The sequence below is a fragment of the Longispora sp. NPDC051575 genome, from assembly GCF_040681875.1.
In the GTDB taxonomy this organism is placed as follows: Bacteria; Actinomycetota; Actinomycetes; order Mycobacteriales; family Micromonosporaceae; genus Longispora.
In genome coordinates, this window is sequence record NZ_JBFAZP010000013.1 from 14184 (window position 1) to 31136 (window position 16953).

15 protein-coding genes and 1 tRNA gene are annotated in these 16953 nt (G+C 71.7%); 13 read left to right on the top strand and 3 right to left on the bottom strand.

Annotated elements, in window-relative coordinates:
- Window positions 1-19: 19 nt before the first annotated feature.
- From AB0M43_RS34170 to AB0M43_RS34195, 6 genes are all read left to right on the top strand, one after another.
- Complete coding sequence (locus AB0M43_RS34170) at window positions 20-1489, top strand: diguanylate cyclase (RefSeq protein ID WP_363730657.1); 1470 nt, start codon at window positions 20-22, stop codon at window positions 1487-1489.
- A 24-nt stretch (window positions 1490-1513) separates the two neighbouring features.
- Window positions 1514-2437 (top strand): UTP--glucose-1-phosphate uridylyltransferase, encoded by a 924-nt coding sequence (locus tag AB0M43_RS34175; RefSeq protein ID WP_363730659.1) that lies wholly within the window; start codon window positions 1514-1516, stop codon window positions 2435-2437.
- Complete coding sequence (glp, locus tag AB0M43_RS34180) at window positions 2434-3669, top strand: gephyrin-like molybdotransferase Glp (protein ID WP_363730661.1); 1236 nt, start codon at window positions 2434-2436, stop codon at window positions 3667-3669. The genes AB0M43_RS34175 and glp overlap by 4 nt, the downstream gene beginning before the upstream one ends.
- An 8-nt stretch (window positions 3670-3677) precedes the next feature.
- Window positions 3678-4289: a GNAT family protein gene (locus AB0M43_RS34185; protein WP_363730664.1), complete on the top strand. Its 612-nt coding sequence runs from the start codon at window positions 3678-3680 to the stop codon at window positions 4287-4289.
- Between the two features lie 222 nt (window positions 4290-4511).
- Window positions 4512-5183: a hypothetical protein gene (locus tag AB0M43_RS34190; protein WP_363730666.1), complete on the top strand. Its 672-nt coding sequence runs from the start codon at window positions 4512-4514 to the stop codon at window positions 5181-5183.
- A gap of 29 nt (window positions 5184-5212) precedes the next feature.
- Window positions 5213-5285, top strand: a tRNA-Ala gene (locus tag AB0M43_RS34195).
- A gap of 139 nt (window positions 5286-5424) precedes the next feature.
- Here the strand turns inward: AB0M43_RS34195 and AB0M43_RS34200 are convergent.
- On the bottom strand, window positions 5425-5625 hold the full coding sequence (locus tag AB0M43_RS34200) for a hypothetical protein (protein ID WP_363730668.1): 201 nt from the start codon (window positions 5623-5625) through the stop codon (window positions 5425-5427).
- Window positions 5626-5758: 133 nt separating this feature from the next.
- Window positions 5759-6526, bottom strand: a complete 768-nt coding sequence (locus AB0M43_RS34205; protein WP_363730671.1) for a TauD/TfdA family dioxygenase — start codon at window positions 6524-6526, stop codon at window positions 5759-5761.
- 151 nt (window positions 6527-6677) lie between these two features.
- On the opposite strand from AB0M43_RS34205, the gene AB0M43_RS34210 reads away from it, so the two are divergent.
- From AB0M43_RS34210 to AB0M43_RS34235, 6 genes are all read left to right on the top strand, one after another.
- Complete coding sequence (locus tag AB0M43_RS34210; protein ID WP_363730674.1) at window positions 6678-7091, top strand: NUDIX domain-containing protein; 414 nt, start codon at window positions 6678-6680, stop codon at window positions 7089-7091.
- Window positions 7092-7216: 125 nt separating this feature from the next.
- The gene (locus tag AB0M43_RS34215) at window positions 7217-8341 is read left to right on the top strand and encodes a helix-turn-helix transcriptional regulator (protein ID WP_363730677.1); all 1125 of its coding nucleotides are present in this window, start codon (window positions 7217-7219) and stop codon (window positions 8339-8341) included.
- A gap of 398 nt (window positions 8342-8739) precedes the next feature.
- Window positions 8740-9381: a hypothetical protein gene (locus AB0M43_RS34220; RefSeq protein WP_363730679.1), complete on the top strand. Its 642-nt coding sequence runs from the start codon at window positions 8740-8742 to the stop codon at window positions 9379-9381.
- 362 nt (window positions 9382-9743) lie between these two features.
- Window positions 9744-9965 carry a hypothetical protein gene (locus AB0M43_RS34225; protein ID WP_363730682.1) on the top strand — a complete coding sequence of 74 codons (222 nt, stop codon included), beginning with the start codon at window positions 9744-9746 and terminating at the stop codon, window positions 9963-9965.
- Window positions 9966-10012: 47 nt separating this feature from the next.
- Window positions 10013-10357, top strand: coding sequence for a hypothetical protein (locus tag AB0M43_RS34230; protein ID WP_363730685.1), 345 nt, complete (start codon window positions 10013-10015; stop codon window positions 10355-10357).
- Window positions 10358-10524: 167 nt separating this feature from the next.
- Window positions 10525-11355, top strand: coding sequence for a DUF3152 domain-containing protein (locus AB0M43_RS34235; RefSeq protein WP_363730687.1), 831 nt, complete (start codon window positions 10525-10527; stop codon window positions 11353-11355).
- Between the two features lie 21 nt (window positions 11356-11376).
- Here the strand turns inward: AB0M43_RS34235 and AB0M43_RS34240 are convergent, their stop codons facing one another.
- Entirely contained in the window at window positions 11377-15270 is a 3894-nt protein-coding gene (locus AB0M43_RS34240) for a hypothetical protein (protein ID WP_363730690.1), read from the bottom strand.
- 164 nt (window positions 15271-15434) lie between these two features.
- On the opposite strand from AB0M43_RS34240, the gene eccB reads away from it, so the two are divergent.
- On the top strand, window positions 15435-16952 hold the full coding sequence (gene eccB / locus AB0M43_RS34245; RefSeq protein WP_363730694.1) for a type VII secretion protein EccB: 1518 nt from the start codon (window positions 15435-15437) through the stop codon (window positions 16950-16952).
- The last annotated feature ends 1 nt before the right edge of the window (window position 16953 follow it).

The window sequence follows — 16953 nt, forward strand, 5'->3', positions numbered from 1 at the left end:
CGGCACAGGGGGAGGACCGGTGACGCTACGGGCGCGACTGACCGCGGCCTTCCTGGCCGTCGTGCTCGGTCCGGTCCTGCTCGGCGCCGTGTTCGTCGGCGGTGCCGTCGCCGCCGTCGGCCGCAGCCGGTCCGCCGAACGCCTCGAACTCGCCGACTCCACCGCGCGGACCACCATCGAGGCCCTGTGCGTGAAGCTCCGGTCCGCCGCCGAGAGCGCCGCCGTGCAGTCCCACGGCGGCCGGACCCCCGGCGCCGCCGCCCAGCTCGTGGAGACCGGCCGGGCCGCCGGGGTGCGGATCCTCGACTCCGAGGGCGCGACCCTGGACAGCGCCGGCGCGCTGCCCGAGCCGTGGTCGGTGTGCGGCGCCGTCGAACCCCAGCTCACCGGCTCGCTCAACGCCCTGGTCGCCTGGGTGCCGATCCGCGACTCCACCGGCAAGGCCCTGGGCACCGCCATCGCCGCCGAACCCCTCGACCAGGCGTTCGTCAACCGGCTCGCCGCCGCCACCGGGGTCGGGGTCACCCTGCTCGACGACCGGGCGCTGAGCACCGCCCGGGAACAGCAGCGCGCCGAGATCCGGGCCGTGCACCGGCCCGGGGGCACGGTGGAGACCGCCGGCGGGCTGTACGTGCACCTCCTCACCGGCTCCCGCCAGCTCCCGCTCGCCCTGTTCGTGGAGCACTCCGACCCCCAGGGCCTGTACGCGGCCCTGTTCGGCATCGTCGCCGTGGCCGGCCTGCTGTCCGTGGTGGTCGCGTGGCTGCTGGCCCGCAGTACCACCCGGCCGCTCGTGGAACTCGCCCGCGCCGCCGACCGGGTGGCCGACGGCGACCTGGACGCCCGGGTGCCCGCCCGGGGCGACGACGAACTCGGCCGGCTGGCCACCGCGTTCAACCGGATGACCCGGGAGACCCAGGGCTACGTCGCTGCCCTCACCGCCAGCCGTGACCAGCTCCGCGAGGCCATGCGGCTGTCGCGGACCGACCCGCTGACCGGGCTCGCCAACTACCGGCACCTGGAGGAGTCGCTGCGCTGGGAGGTGGAGAAGACCACCCGGTACGCGAAGCCACTCTCCGTGATCGCGCTCGACCTGGACCTCTTCAAGGAGGTCAACGACACCTACGGCCACCCGGCCGGCGACGCCGTACTCGTCGAGGTGTCCCGCCGCCTGGAGGGCGAGATCCGCGACCTGGACCGCGCGTTCCGCCAGGGCGGCGAGGAGTTCGTGCTCCTGCTGCCCGAGACCGACCTGACCGGGGCCGTCAGCGTCGCCGAACGGCTCGGCTCCGCACTGCGCGACACGGCGGTGATCGTGGAGCCGCACGGGCACGCGATCAAGGTGACGGTGTCGATCGGCGTCGCGGTGTACCCGGAGCACGGCGACACGGGCCCGAAGGTCCTCGCCGCCGCCGATGACGCACTGTACGCGGCCAAGGCCGCCGGGCGGGACACGTACCGAATCGCGCGTGGCGGTGCGCTCAGCTGACCTTCCGGCCGATAGTCTCGGCACATGTCCGAGCAGCCGAACACCCCCAGTGCCCCCGTGGCGCACCGGCGCGCCGTCAAGGCGGTCATCCCCGCCGCAGGAATGGCCACCCGCTTCCTACCAGCGACTAAGGCCGTCCCCAAAGAACTCTTCCCCGTAGTCGACCGTCCGGTCCTGGAGTACATCGTGGGTGAGGCGGCCTCCGCCGGCATCCGCGACGTGCTCCTCGTGACCGGCAAGGGCAAGACGGCGATGGTCGATCACTTCGACCGGCGCGCCGACGCCGAGGAGCGGCTCCTCGCGAAGGGCGACCTCGTCCGGCTGGCGGCCGTGCGCCGCCCCGAGGAGCTCGCCGACATCTACACCTGCCGCCAGCCCGAACCCCTCGGGCTCGGCCACGCCGTCGGCTGCGCCGAGTCCCACGTCGGCGACCAGCCGTTCGCGGTGCTGCTCGCCGACGAGTTCACCGACGAGGGCGACCCGCTGCTCTCCGACATGATCGAACTCCAGGCCGAGAAGGGCGGCATCGTGCTCGCCTTCATCGAGGTCCCCTGGGAGGAGGTCAGCCGGTACGGCGTGGCCTCCGTCGAACCGACCGACACCCCCGACGTCGTCAAGGTGACCGGCCTGGTGGAGAAACCCTCCAGGGAGGACGCCCCCAGCAACCTCATCGTCGTCGGCCGGTACGTGCTGCCGTCGACCATCTTCGAGGCGATCCGCAAGACCGAGCCCGGCGCGGGCGGCGAGATCCAGTTGACGGACGCCATGGTGCGGCTGCTCGACGAGGGCACGCCCGTGCACGGCATCGTGTTCCGGCGGATCCGGCACGACACCGGCCAACCGGTCGGCTACCTGCAGGCACTCGTCCGCCTCGCCTGCCAGCGGGAGGACATCGGCCCGGAACTACGGGGCTGGCTGAAGAATTTTGTGAACACGGAGCTCTCATGACCCGTACCACCGAGCTGGTGCCACTCGCCGACTACCTGTACGGCGTGATGGCCCGGCTCCGCCCGCTGCCGCCGCTGGAGGTCGACCTGACCCAGGCGTACGGCAACGTGCTCGCCGAGGAAGTCACGTCCCCCGGACCGCTGCCCGCGTTCGACCACGCGGCGATCGACGGTTACGCGGTCCGGGCGGAGGACCTGCTCGGTGCGACCGCGACCAGACCGGTCCGGCTCAACGTCGTCGGCGACCTGTCGGCGTCCAGTTGGCGGCCGGTCCGGTTGACGGCGCACGCCTGTTTCTCGGTCGCGGCCGGCGCCCCGTTGCCGGCCGCGGCCGACGCGGTCGTCCCCCTGGACTGGACGGACCAGGGCATGGCCGTCGTCGAGGTGTACGACGCGGCCAAGCGCGGCCATGGCCTGCGCCGCGCCGGCGAGGAGATCACGGCCGGTTCCGTGATCGCCCGCGCCGGAGTGCAGATCACCCCGCCGATGGTGGCCCTGCTGGCGGCCTGCGGCATCGGCCACGTCGTCGTCCGGCCCTGCCCGCGCGTCGTGGTCCTCGCCACCGGTGACGAACTGGTCGAGGCCGGCCGGTCCAGTCAGGCCGGTCAGATCGTGGACGCCAACTCCCACGCGCTCACCTCGGCCGCCGCCGAGGCCGGCGCGCACGCCTACCGGGTCGGGATCTGCGACGACGACCCCGAGGCGCTGCGGGCCCTCGTGGACGACCAGACCCTGCGCGCCGACCTGATCATCACCACCGGGGGTACCGGCACCGGCCCCGGCGACATGGTGCGCCGCATCCTCGGCCGCGACGGCGTGCAGTTCACCGACCTCTCGGTGTACCCGGCCGGCTCGCTCGGCTTCGGCACGATCGGCCCCGAGGAGGTACCCATCGTGTGCCTCCCCGGCGACCCGGGCACCGCCCTGATGAGTTTCGAGATGCTCGCCCGCCCCGTGATCCGGCTGCTCGCCGGTGCCGAGCCCGTGTTCCGGCCCAGCATCAAGGCCCACCTGCTGGAGACCGTGGCCTCCCCGGTCGGGGTCCGCGAGTTCCGCCCCGCGCACGTGGCCGAGCGGCGCGGCGGGGGCTACACCGTGCAGCCGCTCGCCGGCGGCCCGTACACCCTGTCGGGTCTCGCCGAGGCCAACGGCGTGCTCGTCCTCGGCGAACGCGTCACCACCGCCGCCGCCGGCTCGACCGTCGACGTGCTGCTCGTCGACCGGCGGCGGTGACCCGTCGGATGCCACCCGGCTGGCCAGCCGTCCTGCGCGAGGGCGACGTCACGATGCGCCCCTACAAGCGGGGCGACGCGAAGGCGTGGAGCGAGTCCCGGCGCCGCAACGAGGAATGGCTGACCCCCTGGGAACCCACCCCGCTGGGCCCCTGGCAGGACGTGCACTCGCCGGCCGCGTTCCGGGGCCTGCACAAGGCGCTCAAGCGCGCCGGTGACGCCGGGAGCGCGATGCCGTTCGCGATCTGCCACCAGGGCGTCTACGTCGGCCAGCTGACCATCGGCAACATCGTCCGGGGCGCGTTCTGCTCCGCCTACGCCGGTTACTGGGTCGACGCCCGGGTGGCCGGGCTGGGCATCACGCCCACGGCCCTGGCCCTGGCCGTGGACCACGCCTTCGGGTCGGGTGGCCTGCACCGGATCGAGGTCAACATCCGGCCCGACAATCTGCCGTCCCGCAGGGTGGTGGAGAAGTTGGGCTTCCGGGAGGAGGCCTTCCACCCCCGGTACCTGCACAGTGGGGGCGCCTGGCAGGACCACATCGGGTACGCGTTGACCATCGAGGATGTGGCGGCCGAGGGTGGGTTGCTGGCCCGGTGGCGCAGGACCCGCACAATCTGACGGGTACTGGCTGGCGCGCGCCTCTGGTGGCCTGCCTCGGGGCGCGGGCCGGGGCACGCGGTCGTGGCGGTGGCCCGAGTGGTCGCGACCGCCCCTGGTGGCGCAGGACACGCCTGTTTGACGTCGCGTATCCGACCGCACGGTGTGGCTTCCCCGTTATTACCCAACGGCAACATAACCTTGGGTAACTAAGTGCGACGACTGTGAACGGGAGGGGTGAGGGTGCCGACTTCGGTGCTCCTCGCTGTCCTCGCCGCGGCCGGGTTGCTCGCGCTCGCACCGGCTCTCGTTCGCCGGTACGACGCCACCGAGCGACTCGTCGCCGAGAGGGCACTGTCGACGGCGCGGGTGATCAGTCGCCAGCGCCGCCGTCGTACTGTCCCGACCCGGCGCGGCTACCCCGACCCGGCCAGCCTCGTCCCCGCCCCCCGCCAGTCCTCAGCCCTCTCCCCGACGGCCCTCGCGGCGGCCCGGGCGGAACGCGCGCGCCTGTGGCGGTACCGCCGCCGTCGCCGGGTGCTGTCCGCCCTCCTCCTGCTCAACGTCGTGGAGCTCGTCGGGGTCGCGGTCTTCGACCCGGGACTCTGGATCGGCTTCGCGGTGTCCTCCCTGCTCCTCGTCGCGTACACGATCAGGCTCCGCAACCAGGTCGTCGCCGAACGCCGCAAGCGCCGGCTCGCCATCGTCCGCGCCCGCGAGTCCGCCCGCCGCGAGGCCGAGCGCCTCGCCTTCGAACGCGCGGAGCTGCTGGCGGCCGCCGAGCAGGCAGCGGCGGCGGCCCGCCGGGGCGCGGCGGCGTACCGGTCGTACCGGCGTCGGGTCGTCGCCCAGGAGCCCCGGCGGCTGTCGCCAGTGCGGGGTGAGGCTTATGAGGCCCGTGCGGTGAACTTCTGAGGTGCGTGCTAGGATTTTTTTCGACCCGAGGGGCTGTGGCGTAGTTGGTAGCGCGCCTCGTTCGCATCGAGGAGGTCAGGAGTTCGAATCTCCTCAGCTCCACTTCAGGTCAGGGGCGGTTCCCGGTAACGGGAACCGCCCCTTTCGCATCCGTACAGCCGCGAGGTACAGCCACGGCGGGTCACATCGCCCAACAGGCTCACACTGACGCGCTGCGGTTAGAACACCGCAGGGGGCCTGTTCAGTGCCTTTCTGGGATGCCTGGGAGGCCGGCTCGGGTGAGGGTGTTCTTGGCGGTGGTGTAGTCGGGGCAGGGCCAGTGGGTGCGGCAGCGTCGGCAGCGGCGGAGGAGCCACCAGGCGGGTCGGTGCATGAGGAGTTCCCCGAAGGCGTGGGCGAGGGTGTAGGGGTGGGGTTCGGCGCGGAGGTGTGCGGGGTTCATCGTTGCCACCATTCGAAGCGGGTGTTTTGGGCCTGGTAGGTCGGGCAGGGAAACCGGTATCGGCAGCCGAGACACAGACCGATCAAGACCAAGGATTCGATGTGTACTGGCAGGGGCGCGGTCATCGGGCGCCTCAGACGTGGGCCGGCAGGTGTCGCAGGGGCGTGAAGCCTCGGGGGATGGCGTGTTCGGGGAGCAGGTCGCCGAGGACGCGGTACATGGTGCGGCCGCCGGTGTAGGCGCGTCTGCCGTGCAGCATGCGGTGGTTGGCGATGGCGTAGCCCTGGCCGGCTTGCAGGGGCAGGACCTTCGTGTGGCGGGTGATGGCGTCGCGGAGTTCGGGGAGGCGCTGGTCGATGCCGGGGGTGAAGCGGGCGAGTTCGTCGAGGCGGAGGCGGATGGTCAGGCGGTCGGGGGCGGGGTGTTCGAGGACGGAGCCGAGGTGGCCGGGGCCGGTGCCGAAGTAGGCGGAGTGCGCCTGGTCGAGTACCCCCAGGAGGTCGGGGTTGTTGGTGGCGAGGTCGGCGTGCAGGGCGCGGCCGTCGACGATGAGGGACTCGCCGCCGCTGATGCCGGGGCGGGCGCAGACGAGGACGACGACCTCGGGCGGGTGCCGCACCGCCGAGCAACTCGTGTGCGGGGTCAGGGGGCCGGTTCCGAAGCAGGCATGCCCAGCTTTGCGGGCGAGGTCGCCGCGGTCGGTTATGAACGTGACTCCGTCAGGATCGGCGTCGCGATGTTCCACGATCAACATGAGGCGGCCGGCGAGTCGGAGGCTTTCGCCGCGGCCGAAGACGCCGTCGAACGTGGCCAGGCCGTCGCGGGCGAGCGCGGCCGCGAGTTTGTCGGCGGCGTCGGCGGTCGTGATGTTGACCCGGTGCTGGTCGAACGCGCTGAGCATCTCGTCACCCTTCGAAGTCTGTTGGTGACATGAGCGTCGGCCCGGTCGGAGGCATTCGTCCAGTGACAGGTTGTCAACATGCGGTGCCCGTTGCGACGGGTTTAGGCGTGTTAGCTTCCGAACAGATCAGTCCTCACGCGACAGGTGGGCCATGACTTACCAACCTCACGCCTTCCCCGTTTCCGTCAAGGGCGTCGTCGTCCAGCACGGCAGAGTGTTGCTGCTGAAGAACGAGCGCGACGAATGGGAGCTGCCCGGTGGCAAACTCGAACTCGGCGAGGCCCTCCCGGAGAGGTTGCGGGTGAGAATCGCTCAGGAATCCGGATGGCAGGTGACTGTCGGTCCGATCCTGGATTCGTGGCAGTACCACATCCGTGAGGGTGTCGATGTGCTGATCGTGACCTACGGAGCACACGTCGACTCGGATGCGGTTCCGACCCTTAGCGGTGACTATCCGGAAGCCGCGTTGTTCGATGAGTCTGAGGTCGCATGCCTCAACATGCCCGAACCCTACAAAAGATCCATTGCTGATTGGTACGGGCGGCTGCGCGAGTCGGTGCGGTAGCCGTGAAGTGCGAGGCGTGCGGGGCCAGCGTCAGTGGGTGGGGTGTGTCGCCGCTGTGTCCAGCGTGTCATGTGGTTGCTGGTGCGCCGCTGCCTGTGTCATCTCCCGTCGGAAATGGTTCGCCGTTGTGGTTGTGGACCGCGCCGGCCGCCCGCGCGGCTATTGCTACGCGCAATCTGGCGGTCATTCTGCGGACCTACCGGGCGGCGACGGGGCAGAGCCAGCGTGCCTTGGCGGAGGCGCTCGGGTATGACCCGACCTACGTGTCGATGATCGAGACGGGCCGGCGCGACATCACCGACGTTGGAACTCTGCGCCGGTTCGCCCGCCATCTCGGGTTGCCGCCGCACAGTCTCGGTGTCACCGATGCGGAGGCGGCCGACTTCGCTGCAATGTTGCAGTTCGGGGAGTCCACGATCCGGCTCGCTGGCCTGGCCAGGGAGTCAGGCCACGCAGCGAGTGCGGTCAACGAACTCTGGCCCTTGATCGCCCGACTCGAAGCCCGAACGGCCGACGGGGACGCTGACCGCGATGTCCTACTGCTCCTGGGCCGGGCCAGAGCCATGCTCGGGGTCGCACTGGGAGATGTGCTGCCTGAGGAAAGGTTGAACAGCGCCGCACAGTGGACCGGGCGCGCGCTCCGGATCGCCGAACGGCTCGATGATCCGGAGCTGCTGAGTCACACGCTCCGGGTGCACGGCAATGAACTGCGAAAAGTCGGCCGGAAGGCTGCTGCGGCTCTGCGGCTCCAACATGCGGCGTATCTGGCGCCGGACGGCGAGCGGGGGGCCGCGCTCATCCAACTCGCGCGAGTAGCAGGTGACCTTGGTGATCGGGAACTGTTCGACTCCGTGCTCCCTGACCTGCTCCGGTTCGTAGATGAGGCACCGCCCACGCTCATGGTCAATCCGTTCGCTGCCCGAGAGGTCCACCTACGCGGCCTCGTCAGCACCGGCCGTGCTGCCCTGGCCGCTCAACTTCTTCAGAGGCCCTCGATAGGCCCCGGCATCGCAGCGCCCACGTGGCGAGCCATCGAACGCGTCACCGCCGCCGAGGTATTCCGCGCCCAACGCGACACCGACGGAGCCGAAGCCGCACTCCGCGAAGCCATCACCACCGCCGTGACCTACCGCCTCCCACACCAGATCCAACGAGCCATCCGCGCAGCCAAAGACACACTCCCGACCATCACGGAACTGGGAGAAACGGCCCTCGCCGACCTCCGGCTATCGTTCCCAGCAAAGACCTGAGCCAGCGGGACAGTTGCCGAATTGTTCTCTACGGGATCAGGGCCGCGCCTCGCGGCGCGGCGGCCGGTGCGGCGGGCCGCCCGGCGGCAACCGCGCCCTGGCTCTCCCTCCGGTCGGCCGGCGCACGGGAAGCCGCCGAAGAACCGGCTGTGAGCCACACCGGCCCCCGCGATCAGCCGCGAGACGACACGGGGTCCTTCATCTTGAAAACCGGCTGGGGTGGCCGCCACGCCTGCCCGCTCCGACTGGTCATTCTCGGCGGTGCGAAGCCGCGGGCGGCCTGCCACGTCGACCGTAGTGGGCACGGTCAGGCCAAGACGCGAGGACGAAGAGGCCCGCCGTATTGGGGTCTGAGAGCGGCGGACAAGCTGTGCGAGTGGATCTAGCAGGCACGGGGCATGCTTCTCATTGACGTTTCGCAACGAACGCATGGGGAGCCCATGGAGAACGCGCGTCGGAACCCTCTCGTGAGGGTCCGGGTGGGAATCGGCCACAAGGAATGGCCAGGGGGTGCGCCTCAGGATCTGTACTACATCGAAGTGACGCTGCCCTATTCCGAGGCCAACGCCTTCAGGGAGGATCTCCGCGAGGTTGCAGCCGCAGAGTGTCCTGGTCGTCACGTCATGCAGGAATCGGCCGGCTACACGAGCTGGGGTGGGTCCGGGGGTGAGTACCTTGCGATTGCGTTGTGGCTCACTACCGTTCCGTTGGAGATTGTCGTCCACGCGGCCTATGCGCGACTGCGGGCAAGACTGGCTGCTGAGTCAGCTGCTCCCGCAGGTCGACAGTACAGCCGGCAGGAAGCGACGGAGTTCGCTCGGCGCACCGTCGTTCACGAGTTCGCGAGGCTGCCCGGTAGCGAGGACTCGGTTGACGCTGGCGAACTGGAAGTCGTCAGCCAGGAGCATGACCACGACAAGGGCAGCTGGACTGTCGTGCTGAGAAGCGCTGAGAAGGTGCACTATGAGGTGTCGACTGTCATCCTCGAAGGTCTGCCGGTTGCGACGCGAACCAAGCGCACGGCAGCTGAATCGCTGTAGTGCGTACAGCCACGGAGTACAGCCACGGCGGTAGCCGGGTTCGGCTGTAGATGGCCATCGACAGCCCGCTGACCTCGTGTTCGGCCAGGATCGTCGGCCCTGCGCCGAATTCGCATCGAGGAGGTCAGGAGTTCGAATCTCCTCAGCTCCACTTCAGGTCAGGGGCGGTTCCCGGTAACGGGAACCGCCCCTTCCACGTGTTGAGGCGTAAGTCCGACGCGCGTCGTGAACGGCGGTCTTTCGGACACCAGCTTCGCGGCCTGTGAAGCTGGTGTCACGGGCCGCCCAGCGTTCCACTGCGTCCGCGAGCCAGAGCGGGACCGTGCCGGGGAGGGCTTCCGCCCGTCGTTATCGTTGCGGTCATGAACGTCGAGGCCGTGACCGCCGAGCGGGCCTTTCTCGTGGCAGAGGTGTCCGACCCGGAGGACACCGGCTCGTGCAAGCTGACTCTGCGCCTCGACCAGCCCGTCTTCGTCTGGTCCGGCGACACGTGGTGGGTCGAGGACGACAGGCTGATGGTCCGGCGCGGTGACGGATCGACGAAGGCGCACCCGGGGGTGGTCGGGTATGAACGGCGGAACTGAACGCGCAGGTCAGGGGCCGTTGCCAAATGTCGGGCTAGGCTCGGCGGGTGGGTGAGGGCGCGCAGTACGCGAGGTACCGGGGCGATGCTGAGGTGCTCGCGCGGATCGGGACGCACGTCGCCGAGCAGGTCGGTCCGATCACCGTGCGGATTCCCCGGACCGTGGCCGATGCCGCCGTGGCAGCCTGGAACCGTGACGAGCTGGAGGACCTGGACGACGAGACCCCCGCGCAGGCGGAGCTCCGGGACCGGGCCGCGACCCTCGCCCTGATCGGCCTCGCGATCACCGAACGGGGCGTGCCGGACGGAGACGACCTCGTCCTGGACCTGGAGGTCACCGACCTCGGGGCGGCCATCCGCGCGGCCCAGAGCGCGGCCGACCCGCGAGTCTGAACGCCGGCAAGGCCGTCGGTGCTGGCCGAACGGGGGACCGGTGGGTCGGAGGAAGCTGTCAGATTTTGGGGACAATTTTCGTAAAGGTGCGCTTCCAGGCCTTAAACCTCGGCGCGTCGGGGTACCGACGTTGGGTGAACCCGACTCGACCTGGCAGCCTTGGGTCCGTGAAGGCCCCGTCGTACCGCAGGAGCCCCCGCAGGGCGCGTCTCATCGCCCTCGCGGTCGTCCTCGCCGTCATGGGCCTGGCCGCCGCCAGCCAGGCGCTGCCGCAGACCGCGCCCCACCAGCCGACCACCCTCGCACGCCCAGGGGCCGAGACCGGGCCGCCCGGAACGCAAACCGGAGCCAGGGACGGAGCCAGGGACGGTGCCCGGGACGGCGCCGGAACCGGAGCCCGGGACGGAGACGGAACCGAAACCGGGGCCAGGAGCGGACCCGACTCCGCACCCGTCACCTACCCACCCCGGGGCGCGGGCACCTTCGCCGTCGCCCAGGGTGACGGCCCCCCGCTCGGCCACGCGGGCCCCCTGCTCCGTTTCCAGGTGGTCGTGGAGAACGGCATCGGCAACCTGGACCCGGCGACCGCCGCCGTCACGGTGGAGGCGACCCTCGGTGACCGCCGGGGTTGGACCGCCGACGGCAGGTGGACCTTCCAGCGGGTCGGGCCGAACCAGACCCCGGACTTCATCGTGTACGTGGCCACGCCCGAGACCCGCGACGACCTCTGCGGGATGGGGCCGGACGGCTACACCTCCTGCCGGAACGGGGACCGCGTCGTGCTCAACGTGGCCCGCTGGGTGGAGGGCGTGCCGGGGTACGGGGCGCCGGTCGGGCAGTACCGGGAGTACATGGTCAATCATGAGGTCGGGCACCGGCTGGGCTTCGACCACGAGCTGTGCCCGGGGGCGGGCAAGCTGGCGCCGGTCATGCAGCAGCAGACCCTCGGGCTCCAGGGCTGCCTGCCCAACTCGTGGCCCCACCAGCCGGCCGGCTGACCGGGCCCCGGCCAGCCACTTCTAGCGCAACGGTGGCTGCTCCGCGCGCGGTTGCACCAGGAACGGTGCCGTCACCGGCCCGAACCGCGCCCCGGCCACGGACTCGGCCCGTAGGCTCCGTACCCCGAGCGGGTCGTGGTCGAAGACGAGTACCTGGGCGGTGAAGGTGCCGTTGGCGTCCACGGTCGCGGTACCCGGCGTGCGGTTGATTCCGTTTGTCCACGGCAGCCGGACCTGCGCGCCGGGCGGGAAGTCGGTGCCCCGGGCGTACGCGACCCGGCCGGGGCGGTCGCCGAGGTTGACGACGAGTACCGGCTGTTTCACGACGATCGGGGTGGTGGCCACGTTGTTGGCCGGGTTCGGGTCGGTGGTCGCGCTGGTCACCGTGCCGGTTCCGGTGCTGGTCAGAGCGATTTTGGGGGGTACGGTCACCCGCACCGTCGCCGTCCCGCCCGCGGGCAGGTCGCCGAGCGCGCACCCGGTCGGCTGGCAGGTGGCCGGGGTGACGGCGGTGGCCGGCAGCAGGGCGGCCGGCAGCGTGATGGTCAGGCGGACGTCCGCGAGCGGGATCTGCGAACCGTTGACCACGGTGAACTCGACCACGAGGGGGTCGCCGCCGACGTACCCGGGAGTGGGGGTCGCCGACGCCACGACGGCCAGGTCCTTGAAGGGTTCGCCGACGGTCACCCGCGCGGTGGCGGAGTCGTCGTCGGGCTGGCCGTCGGGGATGGAGCTGGTGGCGGTGCCCACGGCGTCGTGCGGGCCCTGGGCGGTGCCCTGCGCGGTCACGGCCACGGCGACGGTCTCGCCGGGGGCGAGGGCGCCCAGGTCGCAGCGGGCGGTCGGGACGTCGCAGGTGCCCCGGGCCGGTTGGAGCGCCGTCGCCTTCAGGCCGGGCAGGGTGAACACCGCCCCGGTGCCGGGCGCGGGGACCGGGCCCAGGTTGGTGACCGTGAACTCCAGGGTGGTGGCGCCCAGGAACGGGATCGTGGGCGGTGCGGCGGCGAGGGTGACGCGCAGGTCCGGTACCCGCTGGTAGACGGGTTGGGCCACGTCGCCGGGTGACGTGACGAGGTCGGTGGGCGCGCCGCCACCGGCGGGGACGGTCTGGATCACCGACGGGTACGTCTCGGTGGCCAGGCACTCGCAGGAGTACTCCTCCACGCTCGTGAACGCGATCGTGCCGCCGTCGGGGGACCAGGCCGGGTCGTGCACCCGGTCGGGGTGGTTGTCCGTGACCACCTCCCGGGACCGGCCGCCCGCCACGGGCAGCACACAGATCCCCCAGCCCTCGCCCTCGGTGTCGAACGCCAGCGACAGGCCGTCGGGGGACCACGCGGGGTGCTGGTGGTTCCCGTACTCCTCGCAGTCCCCGCTCGCGATCCTGGTGATCAGGTCGATCTGGTCCGTGACGCCGACCCGGCCGCCGGTCACGTCGAGGCTGGCCACCCAGATCCGGGTGTAGCCGGTCCGGGTGGGGTCGTACACGGTGACCTCGGCGGTGTCGGTTCCGGTCAGCCCGGCCGCGTCCGTCGCGGAGCACCGGAGCGGGGTCACCCCGACCGGGAAGGTCGCCCCGGAGGCGTGGTCGCAGGTCACCGGCAACGTGCGCCCGGCGGAGTCGGTGGCCGTGGCGGGGTACTGCACCGCCGCGCCGGCCTTGGTGCCCTGGGCGAGCTGGTCGTCCACGACCACGATCGGGGCCGCGTCGACCACGGCCACCCGGATCACCTGGAGGTAGTGGCTCGCGGTCGCCCCGTTCGCCGGCTCGGGCGTCAACGCGTAGTCGAGGACGCAGGTGCCGGACGCGGTCGCCGCCACCTTCGGCTCCACGTTGGCGTGGTACGCGGACGGGATGATGCCGCCGCCCGGGGGCGGGGTCACGGTGATCCCCGGGTCGCAGCGCGCCACGCTCGCGGTGAGCCTGCCCGCGGACGAGGGCAGGCCCCGCACGCCCGTCCGGAAGCCGATCGTGACCCCCGACCTGACCTGCCGGTCGACCCGGTTCGGGAAGACCCCCGCCGGGTAGACCGGGTCGGCGGGGAGCGGGATGAACGGGCCGCCGTCGTCCGGGGCCACGTTGACGATGACCGGGGGCGGCGGCGGGGGGCTCACGTCGTAGGGCACCACGGTCCGGGCGAAGGCGATCCGGGTACCGTCCGGCGACCACGCGGGCGAACGGTCCGAGCCGACGGAGTGCCGGGGCATGGGGATGGCGCCCACGACCGCGCGGTCGGCCACCCGGGCGATCCGGACCTGGCCGGCGGGGTCGAGTTCCCCGTCGCCGCTGACGACGAGGTTGTCGCCCACCACCCGGTTGCCGTTGCCGGAGACCCGGTTGTTGTTGCCGACCACGATGTTGTTCGCGCCGGTCACGGTGTTGCCGTCACCCGTGGCCGTGTTCGCGTTGCCGGAGACGTAGTTGTGGGAGCCGGTGATCTGGTTGGCGTGGAAGTAGTCGTAGTAGCTGCCGATCCGGTTGTCCTCGCCGGTGATGGCGTTCTGGCCGCCGTAGATCGTGTTCGAGCCGCCCGCGACCACGTTGTTGCTGCCGTTCACGCTGGTCGTGCCGTGCTCGGACGGGAGGCTGAACACGCTGTTCTCGTCGCCGGAGATGGACAGGCTTCCGCCCCGGGCGATGTTGCTGAACCCGTAGACCGCGCCGCTGTCCGAGACGTTCTGCGGACCGGGGACCGTGTCGGGCACCCGGGACTCCACATAGGCGATCATCGTGCCGTCCGGGGACCAGGCGGGCTCGGTGGCGGTGACCCCGGCGCGGTACGCGGTGAGTTCGCGGGCGTTCGCGCCGGACGCGTCTGCCACCAGGATCCGGCTCTGCGGGGAGCCGTCGGGGGCGGTGCGCCACTCGGTGTAGGCCAGCCGGGCGCCGTCGGGGGAGTACGCCGGGTCCTGTTCGCGGCCGTTCTGGCGCGCCGTCAGGTCGACCGGGTGCTCGCCGCGCTGGTCGGCGCTCCACACGTCGGTGCCCGGGCCCCAGGACCGTCGACTGTAGACGACCGTGGTCTCGGTCTCGCCGTCCCACTCGTAGCTGTACCAGCTCGGCCGGGTCTCGGCGAACCCGCGCAGGGTGCCGACCTTCTGGGGGGCGCCGCCCGCGACGGGGGCCGCGTACACGTCGCCCGCCTGGCCTTTCGCGATGTCCTTCGGGTTGTCGTCCTTGCGGGTCACGAACGCGATCCGGGCGCCGTTGGGGGACCAGGCGGGGTCGGCCGAGTCGCCCCAGCCGGCCGGCAGCAACCGGGTGGCCGTGCCGCCGGCCGCCGGCATCACGAACACGTCGGGACCGTTCACGAACGCGATCCGGGTACCGTCCGGCGACTGGGCCGGCTGGCCGCCCGCGCCGAGCCGGCGGTCGTCGGTGCCGTCCCGCTTCGCCGAGTGCACCGCGCCGTCGAGGCCGAACAGCAGCCGGGTGCCGTCCGGGGACCAGGACGGGTCGTTGCCCCGGGTGACGGTCTGGCCGTCCGTGCCGTTGGGCCGGATCAGCCGGATCTCGCCGTCCTGCTCGTAGGCGATCCAGCGGCCGTCGGGGGACAGGGTCGGGTGGCGCTGGACGGCGTCGTCGTCGGTGACCCGGCGGGGGGCGGAGTCCGAGCCCCGGTACCAGATCTCACCATCCGTCTCCCTGGCGTCACCACGGGTGCTGATCCAGGTCAGGGTGCCGGTCGGGTCGTTCCAGGCCGCGTCGTAGTCGTTGGCGGGCTCGACCACGTCGTCGACATAGGGCTCGCCGGGTACCGACGACACGATCGCCGACTCCTCCGTGCCGGTGTACCCGATCCGGGAGCCGCTCGGCGGGGCCGGGTCGGCCGCCGACACGGAGGGATCCGGGCCGGGGACCACGGTGAGGAGCCCCAGTGCCAGTACGACGACGGTCAGCCTGGTTGCGCGCACGAATGTTCTCCCCGCCCGTAGGTTCCCCCACGGTCTCCCGAACTCCCCGGCAGGTCAGGATCGTGCTGGGCAGCCGTTCGGGCGCCGACGGTTGCCCCAGAGTGCAGCTTGCCCCGCTCACGTAAGGTGGGTCCGGAATCGATCACCCCTGAAGAGAGTTGCCGATGCGGACCCGACGCGACCAGGTGCAGGCGTACCGGTTCGTGACCCGCCGGCTCGTCTCGGCCATGCTGTCGGGCGAACCGGAGACGACCAACCTCCCCCTCCGCAGGCTCCTGCTGGCCGCGATCGGCAGCGTCATGGTCGCGGTCGTCGTGTTCGCCGGGGTCGGGGCCTACGGGCTGTTCAACCCGGGCGGCAAGGAGTCCTGGAAGAAGGACATGACGCTCGTCATCGAGCGGGAGAGCGGCGCCCGGTTCGTCTACCTCCAGGGCAAGCTGTTCCCGGTCCTCAACTACGCCTCGGCCCGCCTGATCATCGGCTCCGCCAAGCCCGTCCAGGAGCTGGCGTCGCGCAACTCCCTCGCCGACACCCCGCGCGGCCGGCCGGTCGGGATCGAGGGCGCGCCCGACGCGCTGCCCGACCCGAAGGCCCTGCTCGGCCTGCCCTGGTCGGTGTGCAGCGCCCCGAAGGTCGCCGACACCGCCGACCTGGCCACCCACCTGGTGATCGGCTCGTCCCTGACCGGCGGCTCCCCGCTCGGCACGGAGGGCCTGCTGGTGTCCAGCGGCTCCGCGACCTACCTGCTGTGGGGCGACCGCCGGCTGAAGGTGCCGGACCGGACGGCCCTCGCCGCGCTCGGCATGACCATGACCCCGATGCCGGTCGGCCAGGCCCTCGTCGACGGCATCACCGCTGGCCCCGACCTCGCCGCGCCCGGCATCCCCGGCGTCGGCGGCGAGGGCCGCAAGCTCGGCACCCAGACCTCGAAGATCGGCGCGGTGTACCAGAGCGGCAGCCAGTACTACGTGATGCTCGCCGACGGCCTGGCCCCCGTGCACGAGGTGACCGCCAACCTGCTCAACTCCGAGGCGCGCACGTTCATCCAGATCTCGCCCGCCGAGGCCGCCTCCGCGAGCTCCGCCACGAAGATCGAGCCCGACGGGCTGCCGCACACCGCGCCCAAGCTCCGCGCGATGGACGGCGGCACCCAGCCGGCCGTGTGCGCCGGTTACCGAGGCGAAACCGACAAACCCGTCACCATCGAGGTGTACGCGAAAGCCCCCGAGCAGTTCGCCAAGCCCCAGGAGCCGGCCGTCAGCACGGGCCGCGACTCCGTGCGCACCGCCGACCGGGTCGTCATGCCCGGCGGTCGCGGCGCGCTCGTCCAGGTGCAGCCCGCGCCCGGGGTGCCCGCGTCCGGCACGGTGTTCCTCGTGACCGACCAGGGCATCAAGTACGGCCTGGCGGGCAACGCCCAGGAGGCCCTCGGGTACGGCGGCGTCAAGGTGATCGGCGTCCCCGCCGCCCTGCTGGCCCTGGTGCCCACCGGCCCCGGCCTCGACCCGACCGTCGCGCAGACCGCCGTCGGGGGCGCGACCCCGGCCCCGGGCGCCTCCGCCCCGGCCGCCCCCGCCCCGGTCCCGGTCCCCGAACCGACCCCCACGCCGACCCCCACCCCGAGCGCCAAGCCCTCGGCGACGGCGACCCGCAGCCCCACGCCGACCCCGAAGAAGACCTGAC

Bases quoted from the DNA above. Each gene is read 5' to 3' on its own strand.
- AB0M43_RS34205 (WP_363730671.1), bottom strand. From the start codon at position 6,526: ATGCTCAGCGCGTTCGACCAGCACCGGGTCAACATCACGACCGCCGAC.
- AB0M43_RS34185 (WP_363730664.1), top strand. From the start codon at position 3,678: ATGCCACCCGGCTGGCCAGCCGTCCTGCGCGAGGGCGACGTCACGATG.
- glp (WP_363730661.1), top strand. From the start codon at position 2,434: ATGACCCGTACCACCGAGCTGGTGCCACTCGCCGACTACCTGTACGGC.
- eccB (WP_363730694.1), top strand. From the start codon at position 15,435: ATGCGGACCCGACGCGACCAGGTGCAGGCGTACCGGTTCGTGACCCGC.
- AB0M43_RS34225 (WP_363730682.1), top strand. From the start codon at position 9,744: ATGAACGTCGAGGCCGTGACCGCCGAGCGGGCCTTTCTCGTGGCAGAG.
- AB0M43_RS34175 (WP_363730659.1), top strand. From the start codon at position 1,514: ATGTCCGAGCAGCCGAACACCCCCAGTGCCCCCGTGGCGCACCGGCGC.
- AB0M43_RS34200 (WP_363730668.1), bottom strand. From the start codon at position 5,625: ATGAACCCCGCACACCTCCGCGCCGAACCCCACCCCTACACCCTCGCC.
- AB0M43_RS34210 (WP_363730674.1), top strand. From the start codon at position 6,678: ATGACTTACCAACCTCACGCCTTCCCCGTTTCCGTCAAGGGCGTCGTC.
- AB0M43_RS34220 (WP_363730679.1), top strand. From the start codon at position 8,740: ATGCTTCTCATTGACGTTTCGCAACGAACGCATGGGGAGCCCATGGAG.